The 19,908-nt window shown below is 44.5% G+C and carries 15 protein-coding genes; 12 read left to right on the top strand and 3 right to left on the bottom strand.

The window, feature by feature from the left end:
* Positions 1–134: 134 nt before the first annotated feature.
* Positions 135–764 carry a CPBP family intramembrane glutamic endopeptidase gene (locus JKP82_RS11050; protein WP_159531040.1) on the bottom strand — a complete coding sequence of 210 codons (630 nt, stop codon included), beginning with the start codon at positions 762–764 and terminating at the stop codon, positions 135–137.
* A 396-nt stretch (positions 765–1,160) separates the two neighbouring features.
* Here JKP82_RS11050 and JKP82_RS11055 point away from each other — a divergent pair, with 396 nt between their 5' ends.
* From JKP82_RS11055 to JKP82_RS11110, 12 genes are all read left to right on the top strand, one after another.
* Complete coding sequence (locus JKP82_RS11055) at positions 1,161–2,018, top strand: MurR/RpiR family transcriptional regulator (protein WP_159531042.1); 858 nt, start codon at positions 1,161–1,163, stop codon at positions 2,016–2,018.
* 157 nt (positions 2,019–2,175) lie between these two features.
* On the top strand, positions 2,176–2,739 hold the full coding sequence (locus JKP82_RS11060) for a DUF924 family protein (protein WP_218397054.1): 564 nt from the start codon (positions 2,176–2,178) through the stop codon (positions 2,737–2,739).
* A 194-nt stretch (positions 2,740–2,933) separates the two neighbouring features.
* Complete coding sequence (locus JKP82_RS11065; protein ID WP_218397056.1) at positions 2,934–4,196, top strand: amidase; 1,263 nt, start codon at positions 2,934–2,936, stop codon at positions 4,194–4,196.
* Positions 4,197–4,265: 69 nt separating this feature from the next.
* The gene (locus JKP82_RS11070; protein WP_218397058.1) at positions 4,266–5,843 is read left to right on the top strand and encodes a gamma-glutamyltransferase family protein; all 1,578 of its coding nucleotides are present in this window, start codon (positions 4,266–4,268) and stop codon (positions 5,841–5,843) included.
* Positions 5,844–6,097: 254 nt separating this feature from the next.
* Positions 6,098–6,916 carry a sulfite exporter TauE/SafE family protein gene (locus JKP82_RS11075; RefSeq protein ID WP_159531050.1) on the top strand — a complete coding sequence of 273 codons (819 nt, stop codon included), beginning with the start codon at positions 6,098–6,100 and terminating at the stop codon, positions 6,914–6,916.
* A 9-nt stretch (positions 6,917–6,925) separates the two neighbouring features.
* Entirely contained in the window at positions 6,926–8,161 is a 1,236-nt protein-coding gene (gene pucG, locus JKP82_RS11080; RefSeq protein ID WP_218397060.1) for a pyridoxal-phosphate-dependent aminotransferase family protein, read from the top strand.
* Complete coding sequence (locus JKP82_RS11085; protein ID WP_159531054.1) at positions 8,154–9,386, top strand: allantoate amidohydrolase; 1,233 nt, start codon at positions 8,154–8,156, stop codon at positions 9,384–9,386. Before pucG ends, JKP82_RS11085 begins: the two co-directional genes overlap by 8 nt.
* 74 nt (positions 9,387–9,460) lie before the next feature.
* Positions 9,461–9,826, top strand: coding sequence for a cupin domain-containing protein (locus JKP82_RS11090; protein ID WP_159534555.1), 366 nt, complete (start codon positions 9,461–9,463; stop codon positions 9,824–9,826).
* Positions 9,827–10,051: 225 nt separating this feature from the next.
* Positions 10,052–11,521: an adenosine deaminase family protein gene (locus tag JKP82_RS11095; RefSeq protein ID WP_218397062.1), complete on the top strand. Its 1,470-nt coding sequence runs from the start codon at positions 10,052–10,054 to the stop codon at positions 11,519–11,521.
* Between the two features lie 2 nt (positions 11,522–11,523).
* Positions 11,524–12,897 (top strand): uracil-xanthine permease family protein, encoded by a 1,374-nt coding sequence (locus JKP82_RS11100; protein ID WP_159531058.1) that lies wholly within the window; start codon positions 11,524–11,526, stop codon positions 12,895–12,897.
* A gap of 257 nt (positions 12,898–13,154) precedes the next feature.
* Positions 13,155–15,572 carry a TonB-dependent siderophore receptor gene (locus JKP82_RS11105; RefSeq protein WP_218397064.1) on the top strand — a complete coding sequence of 806 codons (2,418 nt, stop codon included), beginning with the start codon at positions 13,155–13,157 and terminating at the stop codon, positions 15,570–15,572.
* A 96-nt stretch (positions 15,573–15,668) separates the two neighbouring features.
* Positions 15,669–16,751, top strand: coding sequence for a purine nucleoside permease (locus JKP82_RS11110; RefSeq protein WP_159531062.1), 1,083 nt, complete (start codon positions 15,669–15,671; stop codon positions 16,749–16,751).
* Between the two features lie 37 nt (positions 16,752–16,788).
* Here the strand turns inward: JKP82_RS11110 and JKP82_RS11115 are convergent, their stop codons facing one another.
* A complete protein-coding gene (locus JKP82_RS11115) occupies positions 16,789–18,801 on the bottom strand; it encodes an ATP-binding protein (RefSeq protein WP_159531064.1) in 2,013 nt (670 codons plus the stop codon).
* Between the two features lie 145 nt (positions 18,802–18,946).
* A complete protein-coding gene (locus JKP82_RS11120; protein ID WP_159531066.1) occupies positions 18,947–19,864 on the bottom strand; it encodes a diguanylate cyclase in 918 nt (305 codons plus the stop codon).
* Positions 19,865–19,908: the final 44 nt, after the last annotated feature.

Raw genomic sequence — 19,908 nt, forward strand, 5'->3', positions numbered from 1 at the left:
GCTAGTTTCTACGTAGTACCATATCTGTAGTACGCACATGCTCATGTACTGGTTTAAGTTCTGGCTTAAGCTGTAACAAAGTCTTCGATATAGCCTCTGTTATGGCCCTACTTAGCCCTTGCTTTCCCTTTGTGTTAAGGGCCAGCCACTACTAAGTATGAACCTAAACCGATGGTGAAAAGAAAACTTCCCCAAATAGCATGTTCAATTACCACAATGGGCGTTGAGTTTGTTTGCATGTAGCGATAGCCAAATATAGCACCACCACACCACGATATAATGACAGCCACCCAATTACCGTAAATTAAATGCGCCAAACCAAACACGAAGGTACTTAACACCCAGCGCGCATTACGCGAAGGTAAAATAAGTTTGTAACGATGAAAAAAGAAGGTTCTAAAAATGATTTCTTGTGGAATAACCGACACCACTGGATACACCAATAACGTAACTACCCACATCCATGGCTCGTTAATGGGCCAATGCAAAAATAGTTCAGGTTTAATGAGATAAACGCATAGCGCAAGCAAACTTGCCCAAGGTAAAAATAGCTTAAGTGTACTTTTTAAATGAGGCCCGTAATCTTCCCAATGCCATAAACGAATTCGTTGGAATTGTTTATCGGCTAGCAGCACGCTTAAACAAAACAAACACACTATGCCCAAAATAGGCATAAGCCAATCGGAAACGTGGTTTATCCAGTAAAGTACGGCAATGGGCAGTGCAACGAACAAAATGAGCAACTCAGACCACAGCTTTACCACGAAGACCCCTACTTGATTGCAAATTGATGACATAATTATGAATTATAAAAGATAATGAAATTATAGTGCCAATTGGCGTAGAAGTCTTATCTTGCAGCGTTATACATTAGGCGTAAATTAGTAAGTCACCAATATACGGCGGGTTTTTGAAGCTTTCTGTCTTGAATTAGGGTGTGATAATAGAACGTGATAATGTGTGAAGAAGGCACGGCGGTTGATTTTTCACTTAATTACACCCCGAAGAATGTTTTTTGTGTGTATAAATAACAGGCTCATGGGTATATTTGGTGAAATTTTTTCCTTCACGATATTGTTGTTATTTGCTAAAAAGCATCAATATAGGTACACACCTAAAAGCACGCGGCAAGCACACTGAGCAGTTAAAGATAATTCACTATGGCCCAAAATTCGAACGATGTTATTAAGCAAATAGAGAAGCACTATGCGTCTTTATCACCTTCAGGCCAAACTATTGCTCAGTATTTACAGCGCAACCCTATTGCCGTTGTAACCCAATCCACCTCTCATATTGCTGAACAAACCAACACCTCGAAAGCCACGGTAAGCCGTTTTTTTCGCCAGCTTGGTTTTGAGTCGCATCAGGAAGCAAAAAATACGTTGCTTACCTTACGCGAACAGGGCGTGCCGGTAAGCCCGAGCACGACTGCGGTTCTGCAGCACGAGCAAGAACTCAATAATATTTCGCACACTTTCGATAATATTGATATTGCTACGCTTACTGCCATTGCTGAAAAGCTGGCGAACGCGCAACAAATTACCCTTATCGGCTTTCGAAACGCCTATCCATTAGCGCTGCATTTTCGCCAGCAGCTTAAGCAAATTCGCACCTCAGTCAGGCTTTTGCCTCAACCTGGTCAAACCTTGGGGGAAGATTTAGTCGATTTAGGTAAAGACGATGTGGTGGTGTTATTTGGGTTTCGTAGGCGCACTCGGCAGTTCAAGCATGTATTAAATACCGTTTCTCACTGCCAAACTATTTTAATCACCGATCCAACCGGGCAAGTATATCGGGATAACGTAAAGCATCTGCTCGTGTGCCATTTGGGCAACCATCTAAGTTCACAGGTAGATAACTACGCCCCCTTCGACAGTTACGCCGCCCCAATGAGCTTGGTTTCTACCTTATGTAACTTTACGTATTCCGCACTGGGTGATAGTGCATCTGAACGGGTTAAAGCCATTACTAACCTGTATGGCGACCTTGATGAATTAGAGCCTTCCGAGCGAAAGTAACATTAACGACTTTTATTAGATTAATTTTTAGGCAAGAATAGAAGATCGAATAAGTAAACTGGTACGTATTAAGAATCGTGTTGCCACACGTGCTACAAGAGATAACTGCGCTGTTCTCCCGTAAAAAGGCAACCTAGCATTCGTAGTTGGAGTAGAAATGGACAAATCTCACCTTGTTATAGAAGAGTCTAGCAGAGTTTTAGCATTTTGGTTTAATGAACTAACTCCTTCACAATGGTTCACTAAAGACTCTGCACTAGATCGTACTATTGCATCGCAATTTTTAACCTTGCATCGCGCCGCATCTCGGGGCGAGTTATGGCCTTGGCGAGCCACCCCTACAGGCCGGTTGGCGGAAATTTTGTTGCTTGATCAGTTCTCACGAAATATATACAGAGACACGCCTCACGCTTACTCGCAAGACCCTGTGGCTTTAGTATTAGCCCAAGAGGCTGTTAGCGTTGAGGCTGACAAAACCCTTACCCCTCAACAATGCATATTTCTTTATATGCCATTTATGCATAGCGAATCTTTGGCTATCCACGATATTGCGCTTCAACTTTTTGCGGTTCCTGGTTTAGAAAAACAATATGAATATGAGTTGAAACACGTGAATATTATTAAGCAATTTGGTCGATATCCACACAGAAACTTGGTATTGGGCAGAACCAGCACGAAAGAAGAAGAACAGTTTCTTTTGGAACCTGGCAGTCGGTTTTAATGCGAACACAGCTTCGCCGTTGTATTGGTTATTAACCCACCTCACAAATCGCCTGTAATTGCCTTATTGAAAACAACTCATAAACTAGGCCACAAAAACAAAGCATATTACACACCAGCAACAAACGTTTCACTTGACAATAAAGAGAAACGATTGTTTCATGGAGGTATCTTTTTCACTATTGCGAATGTACCGTGTCTTCTCCTTTTGTTTCTATTCCTGCTGATTTTAAAATACATGCTAAAAGCCCTTCAGCATCTGCACCAGATTCTGCGACAGTCAATGCGTCACCAACAGCTTGCGAATTAAAGGGCTATTCCTTAAAGGGCTATGCATTAGCGGTAAAAGATTTATTTCACATTGAAGGGCTACCCACCGCAGCCGGGAACCCTGATTGGTTAGCGACGCACCCTGTACCTACGGCCACCAATAGTACCGTTGAAGCATTATGTAGTGCAGGCGTCACGTTTAAAGGTAAGACGATTACCGATGAGTTGGCTTATAGCCTACATGGACAAAATAAACATTATCCACAACTGGTTAACCCCATTGCACCTGCTCACATTCCAGGGGGGTCATCTTCAGGTTCGGCAGTGGCGGTGTCGGCGCATTTAGCTGATATTGGGTTGGGTACAGACACAGGTGGCTCTATTCGTGTTCCTGCTAGTTATCAAGGATTATGGGGCTTACGTACTTCGCACAACGCGATACCGTGTGACAACATGGTGGCACTGGCACCGTCTTTCGACACCATAGGTTGGATGACGCGGGATATCGACACCTTAGAAAAAGTGAGCCACGTTTGTTTAGCCAATGCTGGGCAGGAAGAACTGTCTACCATCGCAAACGACACTAACAACATCACAATACGAATTGGTGCTGTTCAGCATTTGCTTCAAAGTGCGAAACACGGCGCTTTGGTCACAAAATGGCTTGAAACGCTTAACGAAAAAGCGGGTGTGACGGTTTGCACTATCACCGAAGACGAATTGGATTTATCGGCACTGAATACTGCCGCGACGTTTCGCGTTTTACAAGGTGCTGAAATTTGGCAGCAACATGGCCAGTGGATAACTGACACTCACCCTGATATTGCCCACGATATTATGCTTCGATTAGATTGGTGTGAAACGATTTCCGAACAAGAGATTGAACATGCCAAGAAGCAGCAAGTGGCGTTTCAAGAATACATAAACGGCTTATTTGAAACCGTAGACGTATTGTTGATACCCACTACTCCCGGTATTGCACCTCGGTGCGATGCTGATGAAGAAACATTAGCGAACGATAGGAATGCCCTGCTTGCGCTTACCTCAATTGCAGGTTTAGCAGAGCTTCCACAAATTCATATGCCGCTATTTACCCTACAAAACGCCCCATGTGGTTTATCACTGGTGGGCAAAAAAGGCAGCGATCTTGCACTCATTAAGCTAGCGAAAGCACTGACAGCAAATTGATTGGTCATACTAGGCTTTCTGAGAAAACAAGGTTGCATTGGCCAAATAACAAATGGATAAAAAAAGACAATGAGTGAAAAGCATAACGTAGGCTTTACAGCCCCTCACTTTGCGGCGTCGCAAGTGGGTTTGAATATTTTAGAAAAAGGCGGCACCGCGATTGAAGCTATGGTGGCGGCGGCGGCGTCTATTGCCGTGGAATACCCCCATATGAATGGCATGGGTGGCGACGGATTTTGGTTAATTAGCGAACCTGGCAAAGCCCCTGTTGGCATTGATGCGTCGGGCGTTGCCTCACTAGGTGCCACCCCTGAATTTTATAAAGACGACAGCGCTATTCCTAGCCGAGGCGGAAAATCAGCCCTGACTATGGCCGGTGCTGTTGCGGGTTGGAATGAAGCGTTAAAAATAAGCCACCAGTGGCAAGATGGTCTGCCGCTTAATACCTTGTTTGATACGGCAATTAGCCAGGCTAATTGGGGTATTGAGGTAACGCAAAGCTTGGTAGATGCCAGCAATAAAACCTTTGACGATTTGGCGAGTGACCCAAACTTCGATCAGTTTTTAATTAAGGGCAAAGCACTTAAAAAAGGCAAAATCCTTAAACTGACAGCGTTATCTAAAACACTCAGCCACTTAGCCAAAGCCGGGCTTGATGACTTCTATCATGGCGAACTCGCTAGCAAACTAGCAGCCGATTTAGAAGCCGCTGGCTCACCTATTCGTATTGAAGATTTCAATCAATACAAAGCGCAAATTGTAGAACCGCTTTCAGTTACTACCAGCAAAGGCACTTTGTATAACTTACCTGCACCTACCCAAGGTGTAGCGTCGTTAATTATTTTAGCGCTGTACGACAAGGTTCAGCATTTAGGCACTACCGATGCTGACATGGTTCACTTATTGATTGAATGCACCAAACAAGCGTTTATTGCACGAAATGCGAACGTGACCGACCCATCACGTACGCCTGTAGATTTATCTAGCCTATTAACCGATGCCTCGCTAGATGAAATGGTTAAACACATTTCGGTAGAAAAAGCGCAGCCATGGCCACATGTGGCGAAGCCAGGCGATACCATTTGGATGGGCGCGTGTGACAGCGAAGGCCGAATGGTAAGTTACATTCAATCGCTTTATTGGGAGTTTGGTTCAGGCATTGTTAGCCCACAAACCGGCATTGTATGGAATAACCGAGGGACTTCATTCTCGTTAGACTCTGCTAGCAACCAATACTTAAAGCCTGGGTTGAAACCGTTTCATACGCTTAACCCTGCCTTCGCCGATTTATCCGATGGGCGACGCATGAGTTACGGCACCATGGGCGGTGAAGGTCAGCCACAAACACAAGCTGCTTTATTTGCCCGCCATATTTATCACAACCAACCTATTGATAAAGCCATTGCGCTTGGCCGCTGGTTACTAGGCCGTACTTGGGGTGATGAAAGTAACAACTTAAAAGCCGAGCGTGACTTAGCCGAGTATGTAGGCGAAAGCCTTATTGCCCGTGGTCACGACATGGTGACTGTCGACCCTTGTAACGAACTGATGGGTCACGCGGGAGCGGTCATTCGCACGCCAACGGGGTCTGTCAGTGCAGCAAGCGATCCACGCAGCGATGGTAAAGCCTTTACTGATAGGGTTTAACTGCGCAGCTTAATCGTTAGATTCTACATCTATCGATAATAGTTAACTCTATACGGGTTTAATAAACTACCCAAGCCGTTTTATCGGTGTGTTGCTTTTGGCTTATTTTTAAAGGACGTCCACCCCTTTTTAGATAAGCCAGAGCAATCCACCATAATTTAATTGTGGCCAAGCGTTTTTTTACTTACACAAATTTGTATACAAAAAGCTTGCTCACAAGCACAAGATTTAATTCATAACGAGACTCTTTATTTATGCAGTTTTTACTCGATAACATGACGGTAATTTTATCGTTAATTGGTACAGGCGTGTTCGCCGGATTACTGGCTGGCCTGTTAGGTGTCGGCGGCGGTATTGTTATAGTGCCAGTCCTGTTTTTTCTATTTCAAGCGTTAGGCGTATCGGCAGAAAGTGCGATGGTAATAGCAACCGCAACATCGCTGGCCACAATTGTTCCAACGTCTATTAGCTCTATTCGCGCCCACCACAGCAAAGGTAACGTAGATTTTGCGCTATTAAAGGCATGGGCTGTGTTCATCTTAATTGGCGTTCTAGCAGGAAGTTACTTAGTCACCGTACTAGACGCTAACTTCTTAACATTGATGTTTGGTGTTATTGCCACCTTGTCTGCCATCAACATGCTAATTGGCAAAAAAGATGCCTTGTTTAACAGCCTACCTGGGCGTGTTGGGCAATCTATTATGGCGGCGTGTATTGGCTTTTTCAGTTCCATGGTTGGGATTGGTGGCGGCACACTTACCGTACCTACCCTTACCTTTTGTAACTACCCTGCGCACAGAGCAGTAGGTACAGCTGCCGCTGTTGGCCTAATTATATCGCTGCCAGCTGCTATTACCCTTTTATTTGTAGGCACTACACCTGTTGATGCGCCGTTTGCTACCTACGGTTACGTTAACCTACTTGGTTTCGCATGCATTGTACCGCTAACGGTAATTTTTGCGCCAATTGGTGCAGGCATTGCCAATAAGTTAGACGCAGGCCTACTTAAGAAGATTTTCGCTGTTGTTCTCATCATTACTGGCCTGCGCATGCTTGCGCAGGTGTTTATCTAGGAGCCTAGTATGACTGGTTTTGCACCTTTAACCCCTCCACCGCGCCTTTTAATGGGCCCAGGCCCTATTAACTGTTATCCCCGTGTTTTGTCTGCCATGTCTACACAATTGGTGGGGCAATACGACCCAGTAATGACGGGCTACATGAATGAAACCATGGCGCTATACCGCACGTTATTTAACACTGAAAACCAACAAACCATGCTGATTGACGGCACGTCGCGCGCTGGTATTGAAGCGGTTTTAGTGTCGGCTATTGAGCCTGGAGACAAAGTATTAGTACCTATTTTCGGTCGTTTTGGGCATTTATTGGCTGAAATTGCAGAGCGCGCCGACGCGGAAGTACACACTATTGAAGTGCCATGGGGTGAAGTATTTAAGCCCGAGCAAATAGAAGCGGCCATTAAGAAAGTTCAGCCAAAGCTGTTAGCGATTGTACAAGGCGACACTTCTACCACTATGTTTCAGCCTCTTGATGACATTGGTGCCATTTGTGAAGCCAACGACGTGTTGTTCTATTGCGATGCAACCGCATCGGTAGGTGGTAACCCGTTAGAAGTAGACAAATGGAAGCTAGATGCAGTTTCAGTAGGTTTGCAGAAATGTTTAGGCGGCCCTTCAGGCAGTGCGCCCATTACCATGAGCAAAAAATTCGTTGATGTGGTGCGAACTCGCCATCACGTTGAAGCCGGTATTCGAGATGCACACCATGAAAGTGCCCGTGGCCCGAAAATTCGTTCTAATTATTTCGACCTTGGCATGATCATGGATTATTGGGGTGATGAGCGTTTAAACCACCATACCGAAGCCGCTACCATGCTTTATTGTGCCCGTGAATGCGCTATTTTGCACCTTGAAGAAGGCCAGCAAAATGTTATTGCACGTCACAAAGTAGCAGGCGATGCCATGCTAGCAGGCGTGCAAGCGTTGGGGCTAACACCATTTGGCGACCTAGCTAACAAAATGAGTAATGTAGTAGGTGTGGTTATTCCTGATGGCGTACACGGCGAGCAAGTACGTGAAGACCTGCTACTGCGTTTCAACATTGAAATTGGCACCAGCTTTGGCCCTCTCAAAGGTAAAATTTGGCGTATAGGCACCATGGGTTATAACGCCCGCCAAGATGCGGTATTGCATACCCTTCAGTCGCTAGAAACCGTATTACGTAAGCAAGGTATGTCGCTACCGGCTGGCGCTGGCGTAGACGCCGCACTTGCTGTGTATTCGGGAGCCATGAATGTCTGAGTTTTCTGATGCGGCCGCGTTAGTCATGGCGCGCTGTGAAGCACTAGGTTCGTTAAGCCAAAACCCTACCTGTTTAGACAGACGCTATTTAACCGAACAGCACAAGCTCGCCAACCAATTAACCTCTGGTTGGATGATAGAAGCTGGCATGACAACTTGGCAAGACAGTGTGGGTAATATTTGGGGCCGCTATACATCGGCCGTTCCAAATGCACCTCGATTGATTATTGGCAGTCACTTAGACACCGTTCCAAATGGCGGTAAATATGATGGCATGCTAGGTGTGGTAGCCCCTGTTACGCTAATGGCCATGTTCAGCGGCGTAGGCCAACAGTTTCCTTTTCATATCGATATTGTTGGTTTTTGTGACGAAGAAGGCACGCGTTTTGGCACCACACTTTTAGGTAGCCGTGCATTAACGGGCAAATGGCAAAACGAATGGCGCAGGCTAAAAGATGAAGATGGCATTTCGCTTGAAGATGCGATGAAAAACTTCGGACTGGATTTTGATGCCATTAACAGCGCTACCATTGCACGGACCGACTTACTGGGTTACTTAGAATTGCATATTGAGCAAGGCCCAGTATTAGAGCAAGAGAATTTACCGGTCGGTGTGGTTAACGCTATTGCCGGTGCGAAGCGCTTTTCTTTAACCGTTACCGGTATGGCAGGACACGCGGGTACTGTGCCTATGTCGATGCGCCATGATGCTTTGTGCACCAGCGCAGAAATGATTTTAGCAGTAGAGTCTATTAGCCAGCAGCGTCCAGGCGTTGTGGCTACCGTGGGTAAAATTGAAAATGCGCCCAATGGAGTGAACGTAATTTCAGGGCGCTGTCAGTTCTCATTAGACATTCGCAGTGAAGAAGACCCGTTAAGAGACGCCGCATTGGCAGAGATTTTGCAAAAAATCAATGACATTGCCATATTGCGTAATGTGGAATTAAAAGTTGAGCAAACGCACAGTGCGCCAGCGGTTCACTGTGATAGCGCCCTACAAAATACATTGCTTAAGGGTGTAACTGAAGCTGGGATAGTACCCAAAGTACTGGCCTCGGGTGCAGGACATGATGCAATGGCAATGGCTGAGATATGCCCTGTTGCTATGTTATTCACACGCTGTAAGGGTGGTATTAGTCACCATCCGGCTGAGTCAATCACCACAGATGATGTTGCCGCTAGCTTGGCGGTATTGCACCACAGTCTTCGCACGTTAAAGTACTAAGGCATAGTTCCTGCCTACGCAAGGTTCACGTTTAAGCATTATTCGTTAAATGATAAGAAACAGGTATGAGTAAGATGAAGATAGCAAGGATATATAACGACGATGAAGGCAAGAGCCACTTTGGTGAAATCGATATTCCACTGAAGGATGGCGGACCTATTGGTCTGTTGTCAGAAAAGTTTGGGGCCGATAAGATTATCTTTAGAGAAACCCCTGCTGACTATGACTTTAAATGGCACCCCGCGCCAGCACGCCAGCTTCTTTTTATATTAAAAGGTCGCGCAGAATTCACTGTTTCTAGCGGTGAGCGCCATGTGTTTGGTTCTGGCGATGTTATTCTACTCGAAGACACCGAAGGCGAAGGTCATTGCTCAAAAGCCATGTATAACGAAGTGCGTCATTCTATCTTTGTAACGCTAGACGAAGGCGTTGAATTTTAATTAGTTTCAAAGCCTTGCTGTTAATTTGAGCGCGTCATATTGGCGCGCTTTTCGTTTAAAGGCACTACATTGGTGCAGCGTATACTTAATGTCATTTTCTCCCTTCGCTTATTTTACCTTAAATTACCCGTTAATCATTGAGTTAACCTTCTTTTTAACCATAGACTAACTGGTCAGCTTCTTGCAAACCTCACGCATTATGATTTTAACACTGCTGTAGTACTCATGCGTTTGCGACTTACCTTGTTATCTTTTCCACTTGTTGTCTTTATCTGCCTTACCAGCGTTGCTATCAAAAGCGCTGCCACACCAAGTTCAGTAGCCAGTTCTTCTACTTCCTCATTTTTTTCAATGCCCTTATGGTTTGAAAGTTTTAAACAAACGGCCACGCCACGCCAGATGTATCAATTTTTACAAGCCATGCCAAAAGGAGGCGATTTACATCACCACTTGTCAGGTTCAGGGTTTAGTGAATGGTGGTACGAACTGGCAGCAGATCCTACTAAAAATGGGGGATATACCTATTACACACTGGTGAGCAACACCCTATGCCATTCAGGCAAACAAAGTGCATTACGCTTTCATACCATCAGCAAAACGACATGGGCTAGGTTACCGCCGTGTATTCAGAAAAATTACACTGAATTAGGATTGCTTGATGACAATTTAAAACGCGAGTTTATGGATAGTATTCGCTTACATACTCCGTCAGAAGGGCGAGAAGAATTCTTTTCTACCCATTGGCAACGGTTAAACGAGCTCACGGCTAATCCCACGTTAGTATCAAAAATATTGCTACGTAATATGCAAGCTTACCAAAAGGAAAATCTGCAATATTTGGAAACCCAAGTGAATGTTCGCTATACAAAGAAACCGGATGGTAGCCCTTATACGCCCGACGAAGCACTCGGTATTTATACCGACATGCTTGCCAGCGACGAGGCACAAGCCACGCAAGTTACTGTTCGTTTTCAATATGCTCTGGTGCGTTTTTTACCCGACGCCGAAGCGCAACTAGAATGGATTTATGACTTTGTGGATAGCCACAGAGACTTGTACGTGGGTATTAATTTAGTAGGCAGAGAAGATGACATGAATGGGCAACCGAAACGGTTTGCATCAACACTTCGTAAGCTTCGTGCCAAATACCCTAAAGTTTCATTGGCCTTTCACGCTGGTGAGTCAGAAACCGCAGACACAAACGTACGAGACACCTTATTGCTTGGAGCAGAGCGCATTGGGCATGGTTTAAATACCATTTTCGACCCAGATACTCTATTGCTAATGAGAAACGGCCAGTACCTTATAGAAATTAACCTTATTTCGAACTTACTGCTTGAATACATTCCCAGCTACGATGCCCACCCCTTTCCAGAATATTTGCGAACAGGTATTCCTACCGCGCTATCTACCGATGATAGAGGTATGTTCGATTCCACCTTGACCGACGAGTTTTATGTTGCGGTTACCGAATTCAACTTAAGTTGGGAAGAAGTACTCACATTAGGCACCAACAGTTTGCAGTACAGTTTTTTACAACCCGATGAAAAAGCGCAGCAGCTTGCTTTATATCACCAACGTATTGCTGGGTTTGAACGCTTAGTTGCAGTAGATAACGTCACCACTCCTACCCTAAAATTTCGCGCATTCATCTGTACGTTTGAAAGCGAATTGTGCAGCAACGATAAGGATTAATCATGCAAGAGAAACCTCAAGATTTACTTTATAGCCTGCACGACAAACCCAATGCGGCAGCTTGCTTAACGGCTGCGGTTCAGCACATGCTGGCGAGCTTTATTGGTGTCATAACGCCTACATTAATTATCTCTGCAACTCTGGGACTTACAGAGCACACGGCCTACCTTATTTGCATGGCGCTTTTTGTCAGTGGTGTTGGCACCTTTATTCAAACGAAAAAATTTGGCCCAGTGGGCAGTGGATTAGTGGCTATTCAGGGCACTAGCTTTGCCTTTATCAGTGCATTGCTATTGGCCGGCATGAAAGTAAAAAATGAAGGTGGCAGTAGCGAAGAAATTTTATCTCTACTTTTTGGTTTAACCCTAGCGGGGGCGGTCGTTGAGGTAGTTTTCAGTTTATTTGTTACTCAACTTAAACGCATTATCACACCACTAACGACGGGTATTGTTATTACCGCCATTGGCTTATCGCTTATCAATGTTGGAATGACCGACTTAGCAGGTGGGTTTAATGCTGAATCATTTGCGAGTTTAGATAATTTAGGATTAGGGGTAAGCGTTTTACTAATTATTGTATTTTTAAACGCGTCGAATAATCACTGGGTACGACTATCGGCCATTTTTGTGGGGATGACATTGGGTACCGCCTATGTGTGGATCACCAAAGGATTAGACTTTTCTCACTTAAATGCCCTACCTGCTATTGCGGTTCCCCAACCCTTTGCGTTTGGTATTAGCTTCGATATCACCTTGTTTTTACCCATTGCCCTCATTTATTTATTTACTGCGATTGAAACCGCAGGCGATTTAACCGCGAATAGCCTATTTTGCAAAGAACCCGTGACTGGCCCACTTTATTTATCGCGCATTAAAGGTGGCATTCTAGGTGATGGACTTAACTCAATGATTGCGGGTGCCTTTAATACATTTCCCAATACCACCTTTGGGCAGAACAACGGGGTTATTCAGCTAACTGGTATTGCGAGTAGAAAAGTGGGTTTCTTCGTGGCGGGCATGTTTGTGTTTGTTGGTCTTTTTCCTGCTGTGGGGGGGGTGCTACAAGCTATACCTAAGCCGGTGTTGGGCGGGGCAACACTGGTTATGTTTGCCATGGTGGCCGTAGGTGGTTTGAAGTTACTTGCTAGCTACGCGTTAGATAGAAGAAGTAGCTTGATCACCGCGTGTGCATTAGGGATGAGTATTGGTGTAATGATGGTGCCCAGCGCATTATCGCAATTGCCTACATGGCTGGAAAACGTTTTACTTTCACCCGTAACCTCTGCGGGCCTGACTGCCATCATTTTAGAACTTTCTTTGCCACGTGCACCGCAAAAATCAGCAGAAGTCACCTCAGATACTCAAAGTGAAGTATAAAGAGCAAATTTGGTGCAACACGCAGGGTAAATATCACAACGCTGGTGCAGAGAGCCATCAGCATTGCTCCACTTCACATTTTGATAACATCACCACTTTCCCAACTCTAGAAAAAACTCAATAAAATCATTAATTTAAATTTATTCTACTTCCTGACCAACTGGACAAGAAGCTGGCACTCATTGTGCTTTTACCCAGACAGAAAAATAAAAAAGTATAAAAAGCCTTTTAAAAGGTTATTAAAAATAGAGGAAACCATGATTAACACTACATTCAAGCTTAACCCACTAGCCCGTGCGCTAGCATTCGGTCTGACGTTGTCAGTGCCTTCAATCGCACTTGCACAAGAGGCTGAATCTGCGCCGAAAGACGCTGACGTTGAAAAAATTGAAGTAACAGGCTCTCTGGGCAGTTTGCCTGGTCAAGATGTTGAATCAGTTTTTGGTTTTGGAAAATCAATTCTTGAAACACCGCGTTCTGCATCAACGATTTCTCAAGAACAAATGGAGCGTTTTAACGTTTCAGACATTGATGAACTAGTGGCATTTGCTCCTGGTACATTTACCCAGTCATTCTTTGGTGTAGCTGGTTCACTTGATGTACGTGGTACGCCTGGTGAAACCTATTTCCGTGGCGTTAAACGCCTAGATAACCCAGGTAACTACCCTACGCCAATTGGTGCTTCAAGCCGAATTGATATTGTTCGTGGTCCAGCATCGCCAATTTACGGCCCGTCTAAAATTGGTGGTTACTTAAACTTTAACCCTAAATCTGCCCGTGCTTCATCTGGCCAGTATTTAGAAAAGCCTGAAGGCGCAATCTCTTACACGACGGGTTCGTGGGATAAGAGCGTGTTAACGGCAGAGGTTGGTGGTCCAGCACAGGTTGGCGATAAAACAGTCGGTTATTACCTGTACGGTGAAGTAGAAAACTCAGATAGTTACTACGAGAACACACAAACTGACCAAACTATTTTACAAGCCGCTTTCAACATAGATATTACTGATAACCTTCGTGTTGAATTTGGTGGTATGTACCACGATTACGATGGTAACCAAGTTGCTGGTTGGAACCGTTTAACACAAGAGCTAATCGACGACGGTACTTATATTACTGGTACTGCACAGCCACTTGATACAGACGGCGACGGCTCAATTAGTCACGAAGAGTATGGCGCAGTAAATATTGCGGGTAACAGCTTCTTCTACGTGCCTGGTGCTGCATTTACCGATGATGAAGCCACTGCCCTAATGGCACTTGAAAACGTAGGTACTACTACCCTAAGCGGTAGCCAAGTATTGGTTGCACCAGATGACCAATTGGGTAACGAAGCGATTACTTTCTACTTCGATACCATCTATTACGCAGACAACTGGGAAATTCGTAACCAGTTCTTCTACGATTCATACGATAACATTAACGAAAATGCGTATGGCTTCTCTCAATTCCACGATAGCTGGGTAATTGAAGATAAGATTGTTTTCGCTACCGAATATGAAAACGATAGCCTATTAGCACAATTCCAAATTTCTCCGTCAATTCGTTACACCGACTTTTTACACGGTGATGATTTTACGTACGAGTACTTTAACCGTCGTGACCTAACAATGGCATCATCGGCGCTTGATAGACGCTTGCTTTCTACTCGCTCTGGTATGAACTACGATAACTACGATGAAGGTAACTACCTTGATTTAGGTATTGGTGCCATGACCGACCTTACTTGGGATTGGGGCTTAAATCTTGTGCTTGGTGTACGTTACGACACCATTGATATCGAAACGACTTCACGTACCGACCTGCTACTTGGCGCAACTGGCGATGAAGTACCTGTATATGCTGAGGATACAGTAGGCGGTTGGTCTTGGAATACCAGTATTTCATACGAACTTCCGTTTGGCTTAATTCCTTACATCACGGCTGCTGAGCAAGCAACGATTGTTGCGGGTCAAGGTGCAGAAATTGGTGTTGGCCAACTAGAAGACGGTGCTTTCGATACGTCTGAGTTATTCGAGTTCGGTGTTAAAGGTTCATTGCTAGACGATACCCTTTACTTTGCACTTTCTTCATTTGAAATGGAAAGAACCGACTTTAGCAGCCAAAACACGGTTACTAACAACACCACAAACAACAAAGGTACTGAATTTGAACTTCGTTGGGTTGTTAACGAAAACTTAGTGATGTCTGCAGGCTACACGAACATTAAGGTTATTAACCTTACTGCACTTGAAAATGGTAGCCAGTTTGGTTTCCTTGGTGCTGAAGACTTAACAAGTCTTACCGATCCGTCGCTCGTGTTTGGTGGTAACGTGATTGGCTTGAACTTAATTGGTGAAGGCTTTGCTAACACTGATGCACGTAAAGCGGGTATCCCTGAAAACGTGTACACAGTAACGGCAACTTACGACTTCCAAAACGGTTATGCGGCTAACGTGAGTGTAGTTGACGTTGAAGAAGTAGCTTCTGGCTTCTCTGCTTCGGTAATGCTTCCAGCGTACACGCTAGTGAATGCAGGTGTTTCTTATCAGGCAGATGACTGGTCTGTAAACTTTACTGTTAAGAACTTAACTGATGAGCGTTATTTCCGCGCTAACTTCCCTGACTTGTTCGGTAGCCAAGTTGTGTTGCCAGAACTACCACGTCATTGGAGCGCGAAGTTCGCTTATAAGTTCTAAGACACTGCATTATAAGCTGTTGTAATAAAAAATGTTATAAAGGTAAATCTACCCTCGTAGATTTACCTTTTTTTATACCTAAGAGGACAATTATTAATGCGCTATTTTGCTAATGCTATTCTCGCCCTTTCTTTTTTCGCTTCTGCTGGTCACTGCGCTGAAACAACCGATACTTCCCCTATTGAGATTAAAGCCGTTGTGGTTGCCATGTTTGAAATTGGTGAAGACGAAGGTGACAAACCTGGTGAATTCCAACTTTGGAAAAAAGGCCAAAAGCTTTCAACCCGCTATGCCCTGCCCCATGCTCACCATGATATTTTTGTTAATGAAGAAACCGGGGTATTAGGTATTGTAACGGGAATGGGTATAGCCCGCGCCTCGGCTGCTATTATGGCACTTGGTCTAGATCCTAGATTCGACTTAACGCATGCTTACTGGCTTGTAGCCGGTATTGCAGGTATGGATCCTGCTGACGGCACCATTGGCTCTGCAGTATGGACTGACTATGTGGTTGACGGCGATCTTGCTCATCAAATTGATGCACGTGAAATTCCAAGTGACTGGAAAACGGGCTACTTCCCGCTTTTCACTCACTCACCTTATGCTAACGCCGCATCGGTAAACCCAGAACAAGCGCCTAACGGCGAGGTTTACATTTTAAATGCCAGTTTAAGAGACTGGGCGTTTAACCTTACAAAAGATACAGCGTTACCCAATACACCCGCCATGGATAAATTGCGCGCGACTTATACGGGGTACCCTAATGCCCTTGCTGCCCCAACCATTATGACGGGTTCACATTTATCGGCATCTACATTTTGGCACGGCAAATTACTTAATGACTGGGCTAACGATTGGGTGGGCTACTGGACACAAAGCAAAGGTAACTTTGTCACGTCAGGCATGGAAGATTCAGCCACCTTACAAGCGCTTACTTACTTAGACAATGCTAACTTGGTTGATAAAGACCGTGTACTTATTCTTCGTACTGCCAGTAACTTTACCATGCAACCTGCAGGTTTGACCGCAGCGAAAAATCTTGAGCTAGAGAGTTCAGGGGAAGGCTACGCGGCATTGCAGTCGGCAGTAGAAGCAGCATACGCTGTAGGCGCTGTGGTTATTGAAGAAATTACAAAAAACTGGGATACAGTGAAAACTGACATGCCGGTTAAGCAATAGTCAAAAAATGAATATTAGGTGACAGCGGGGCCCGCTGTCACTGATGCATTTCAAGTGACTTACTTAGCAAGGCTTTCTTAAGTTCTAACGTGACTTTGCGTTGGTCGACTGGTTTACATAAAAACGCTGACATTCCCGCCTCTGTACACGCTTTTCTGTCATCTTCTGACGTATTAGCCGTAACTGCAATAATGCTACCTTGGCTGTGCATCAACCCCTCTTCAAGTATGACTTTGGTGGCTGACACCCCATCAAGCACCGGCATAGCACAATCCATGAAAATAAGGTCGTAGTCTTTTTCTCTGGCTTTCTGTACTGCAACTTCACCATCTTCAGCTTCATCGGCAATAAAGTTATATTTTTCCAACATTGAAGTAAGCACAATGCGGTTAATATCGTTATCGTCCACCACCAGAATAGACAATGGGATAGTGAGTAAACTAGATGGTAGGGCATCGTCGTGGTCAAGCAGGCCTTGTTTAGCATCTGTCAGGGTGACAGGAAGGACAATATCAAAGGTAGTGCCTACATTCCTTTCAGAGCGAATATCTATCTCGCCATCCATTTTGTCAACTAGCTGTTTTACGATAGAAAGCCCTAAGCCTGTTCCACTGCCTTTAATTGCCGATTGCTTTTGCCCTTGTATGAAAGGAGTGAACAACGAGGTTTTAGTGACCTCATCCATTCCCTCCCCCGTATCTTCTATAGAAATAAGCAAGTTAGGCTCAGTTAACGCTTCTCTAAGTGTTAACTGGATGGAAATGTGCCCTCGTGAAGTAAACTTAATGGCGTTGTGCAGTAACTTAGAAATAATTTGCCCTATTCTATTGGCATCACCATTTATATAGGTATTCTCGGGGAACGACAAAACCGCGTATAAACGAAGGCCTTTTTCTTTGCACAAGGATTTAAATACATCAATCAACTCTTCTGCCATTGCACGCACGCAGAAGTGACTTTTCTTCAGTACAAGCTCGCCACTGGAAATTTCAGTGTAGTCTAAAACATCATCTATTAGCAGCAGTAAGCGGCTGGCGCTCTTAAGTGCTAAATCCGTTTTTCGCTCTCGAATATTCACTCGCTGCTCGAACTTTATGGCCTGTAGCATTCCCGTAATACCATTTAGCGGCGTTCTTAATTCATGACTGATACGAGATAACAAGTGACCCCGCTCTTTAAATGCAGCTTCTGCGTCTTTCTGTCTTTCCTCAAGTTCCAAGCGAAGCTTTACCGGCTTATCAACATTTTGAAACGTACCGAAAAGCCGAACACAATGACCTTCAAACATTTCAACCATACCGTGGTTTTCTACCCACACCGGGTTTCCCTTTGCGGTAATTATCTGCAAGGTAGCGGTCCATGGTTCGCCTGTTTCTATCGCGTGATTAACCAACCTTGTAATTTCATCGCGATCTGCCCCCTCTTTATAAAACTCAATTGCTGAGCCAAGTTCTGGCGTATAATTTTGAGGCACTTCATGAATAACACGGGTTTGAGAAGACCAAAAAAGTGCATTGTCGGCAATATCAACTTCCCATACACCTATGTTTGCCACTGACTGCAACTTTTCAAATAACTCAGCATGTTTGATTGAATTATCGTCTGCTCCACGTTCTTTTTGTAAAACGCTTTCTAGCCAGTTATCAAGTAACGATAACTTCCCTTTATCGAAAGAAAAATCTATACCTTCCACACTGTTTACCAGCATTAACACAAGGTGATAGTTACCAACACGATGAACACGGCCAATAATATAGTTTTTCGCCGATAAATTTTGCTCTGCCCACTGCTTAACCTCACCGCAGCTTGCGAACTGGCCAGCCGGAAGGGAGGTTATATCAACAGGAAAAGGGGGTAGGAGTAGTTGGTTAGGTGCAAGAGAAACATCGGCTTTGGCGATCACGTCGATATGTTCGCAAGTAACATGTAAAAGTATACCTTGCTGCATGGATAATATGTCGCAACCGGATTTAAGCACTTTCTCGAAGTTAAGTACCGTCGATGAAACGGAAATAGGGTACTTTTCTTTACTATTGAATTGTTGAGACATAGCAAACCGCCATCAAAATCAAGAAGCCCCCTGAGGGTCAGAAGAGCCACTACAGTTTTTACACTGCTCCATTACGGCAATGATAGTGGTTATTTCAAATAAAAAAAATTAAACAATAGGCTAGTTGTGAAAAGGGTAACACCATTTAACCGATAGCGCGGTTACGCCCAGCCTCTTTGGCTTCGAAGAGAAAAATATCAGCTGACTCTATAAGAGAAGATACACCATTATCTTGCAATTCATTAGCAGCTCTCACCGCAAAACCCGCGCTGAGGCTTAGCTTCCCCCCCTTGCCGGCATAATGCGTGATATTCTCACTTCTTATTGCAGCCACAATGTCTTCAGCAATTTTCTTAACCCCGTTCATGTCGGTGTAAGGTAATACCAGCATAAACTCTTCACCACCAAATCGAATGGCTGCATCTTTGGGACGGCGCGCATGCTCACCAATAACCCCTGCCACTTGTTGAAGGCAGATATCCCCTTGAAGGTGACCATAATTATCGTTATAGAGTTTGAAAAAATCGATATCCATCATGATGATACCGACAGTTCCATGGTCGCGAGCAACTTGCTTTACTAATAATGGAATTTCATTACTTAAGTACAGTCGGTTGTATAAGCCTGTTAACTGATCGTGAAAGGTCATTCTTTCAAGCAAATCTGTACGTAGCTTACCTTGCAAGTGGTTTTTTATGCGATGCACTAGTGTAGAGGCGGTAACCGGCTTCAACACAAAATCTGAGGCCCCCACTTCCCAACACTCATTTTCGGTTTCAACGTCAATAGTAGAGGTAACAAAAATAACAGGTATGTGGGCTGATTCAGTGCTTTCTTTTAAAGTACGACATACGGTAAGACCGTCAATATCAGGCATGTTCATATCTAACAGAATGAGGTCAGGCTTGTGTATAGCACAATGGCCAATTGCCTCTTTGCCGTTTGAAGCAGCAATGCAGGTAACGAAAGGCTCGAGTATGGAGGTAAGAAGCATTCTGCTAATAGGCTCATCATCGACCACGAGTACCTTACATGCCGAGTATGGTTTTAGTTCTAACTGCATAAATTTAACAGGACTATCTTAAGAAATTGAGGGGCAAACCGTAG

Source organism: Alteromonas lipotrueae, from assembly GCF_019249215.1.
Lineage (GTDB): Bacteria > Pseudomonadota > Gammaproteobacteria > Enterobacterales > Alteromonadaceae > Alteromonas > Alteromonas lipotrueae.

Coding starts and splice junctions, on each gene's coding strand:
- JKP82_RS11055 (WP_159531042.1), top strand. CDS start 1,161: ATGGCCCAAAATTCGAACGATGTTATTAAGCAAATAGAGAAGCACTAT.
- JKP82_RS11060 (WP_218397054.1), top strand. CDS start 2,176: ATGGACAAATCTCACCTTGTTATAGAAGAGTCTAGCAGAGTTTTAGCA.
- JKP82_RS11070 (WP_218397058.1), top strand. CDS start 4,266: ATGAGTGAAAAGCATAACGTAGGCTTTACAGCCCCTCACTTTGCGGCG.
- JKP82_RS11075 (WP_159531050.1), top strand. CDS start 6,098: ATGCAGTTTTTACTCGATAACATGACGGTAATTTTATCGTTAATTGGT.
- pucG (WP_218397060.1), top strand. CDS start 6,926: ATGACTGGTTTTGCACCTTTAACCCCTCCACCGCGCCTTTTAATGGGC.
- JKP82_RS11085 (WP_159531054.1), top strand. CDS start 8,154: ATGTCTGAGTTTTCTGATGCGGCCGCGTTAGTCATGGCGCGCTGTGAA.
- JKP82_RS11090 (WP_159534555.1), top strand. CDS start 9,461: ATGAAGATAGCAAGGATATATAACGACGATGAAGGCAAGAGCCACTTT.
- JKP82_RS11095 (WP_218397062.1), top strand. CDS start 10,052: ATGCGTTTGCGACTTACCTTGTTATCTTTTCCACTTGTTGTCTTTATC.
- JKP82_RS11100 (WP_159531058.1), top strand. CDS start 11,524: ATGCAAGAGAAACCTCAAGATTTACTTTATAGCCTGCACGACAAACCC.
- JKP82_RS11105 (WP_218397064.1), top strand. CDS start 13,155: ATGATTAACACTACATTCAAGCTTAACCCACTAGCCCGTGCGCTAGCA.
- JKP82_RS11110 (WP_159531062.1), top strand. CDS start 15,669: ATGCGCTATTTTGCTAATGCTATTCTCGCCCTTTCTTTTTTCGCTTCT.
- JKP82_RS11115 (WP_159531064.1), bottom strand. CDS start 18,801: ATGTCTCAACAATTCAATAGTAAAGAAAAGTACCCTATTTCCGTTTCA.
- JKP82_RS11120 (WP_159531066.1), bottom strand. CDS start 19,864: ATGCAGTTAGAACTAAAACCATACTCGGCATGTAAGGTACTCGTGGTC.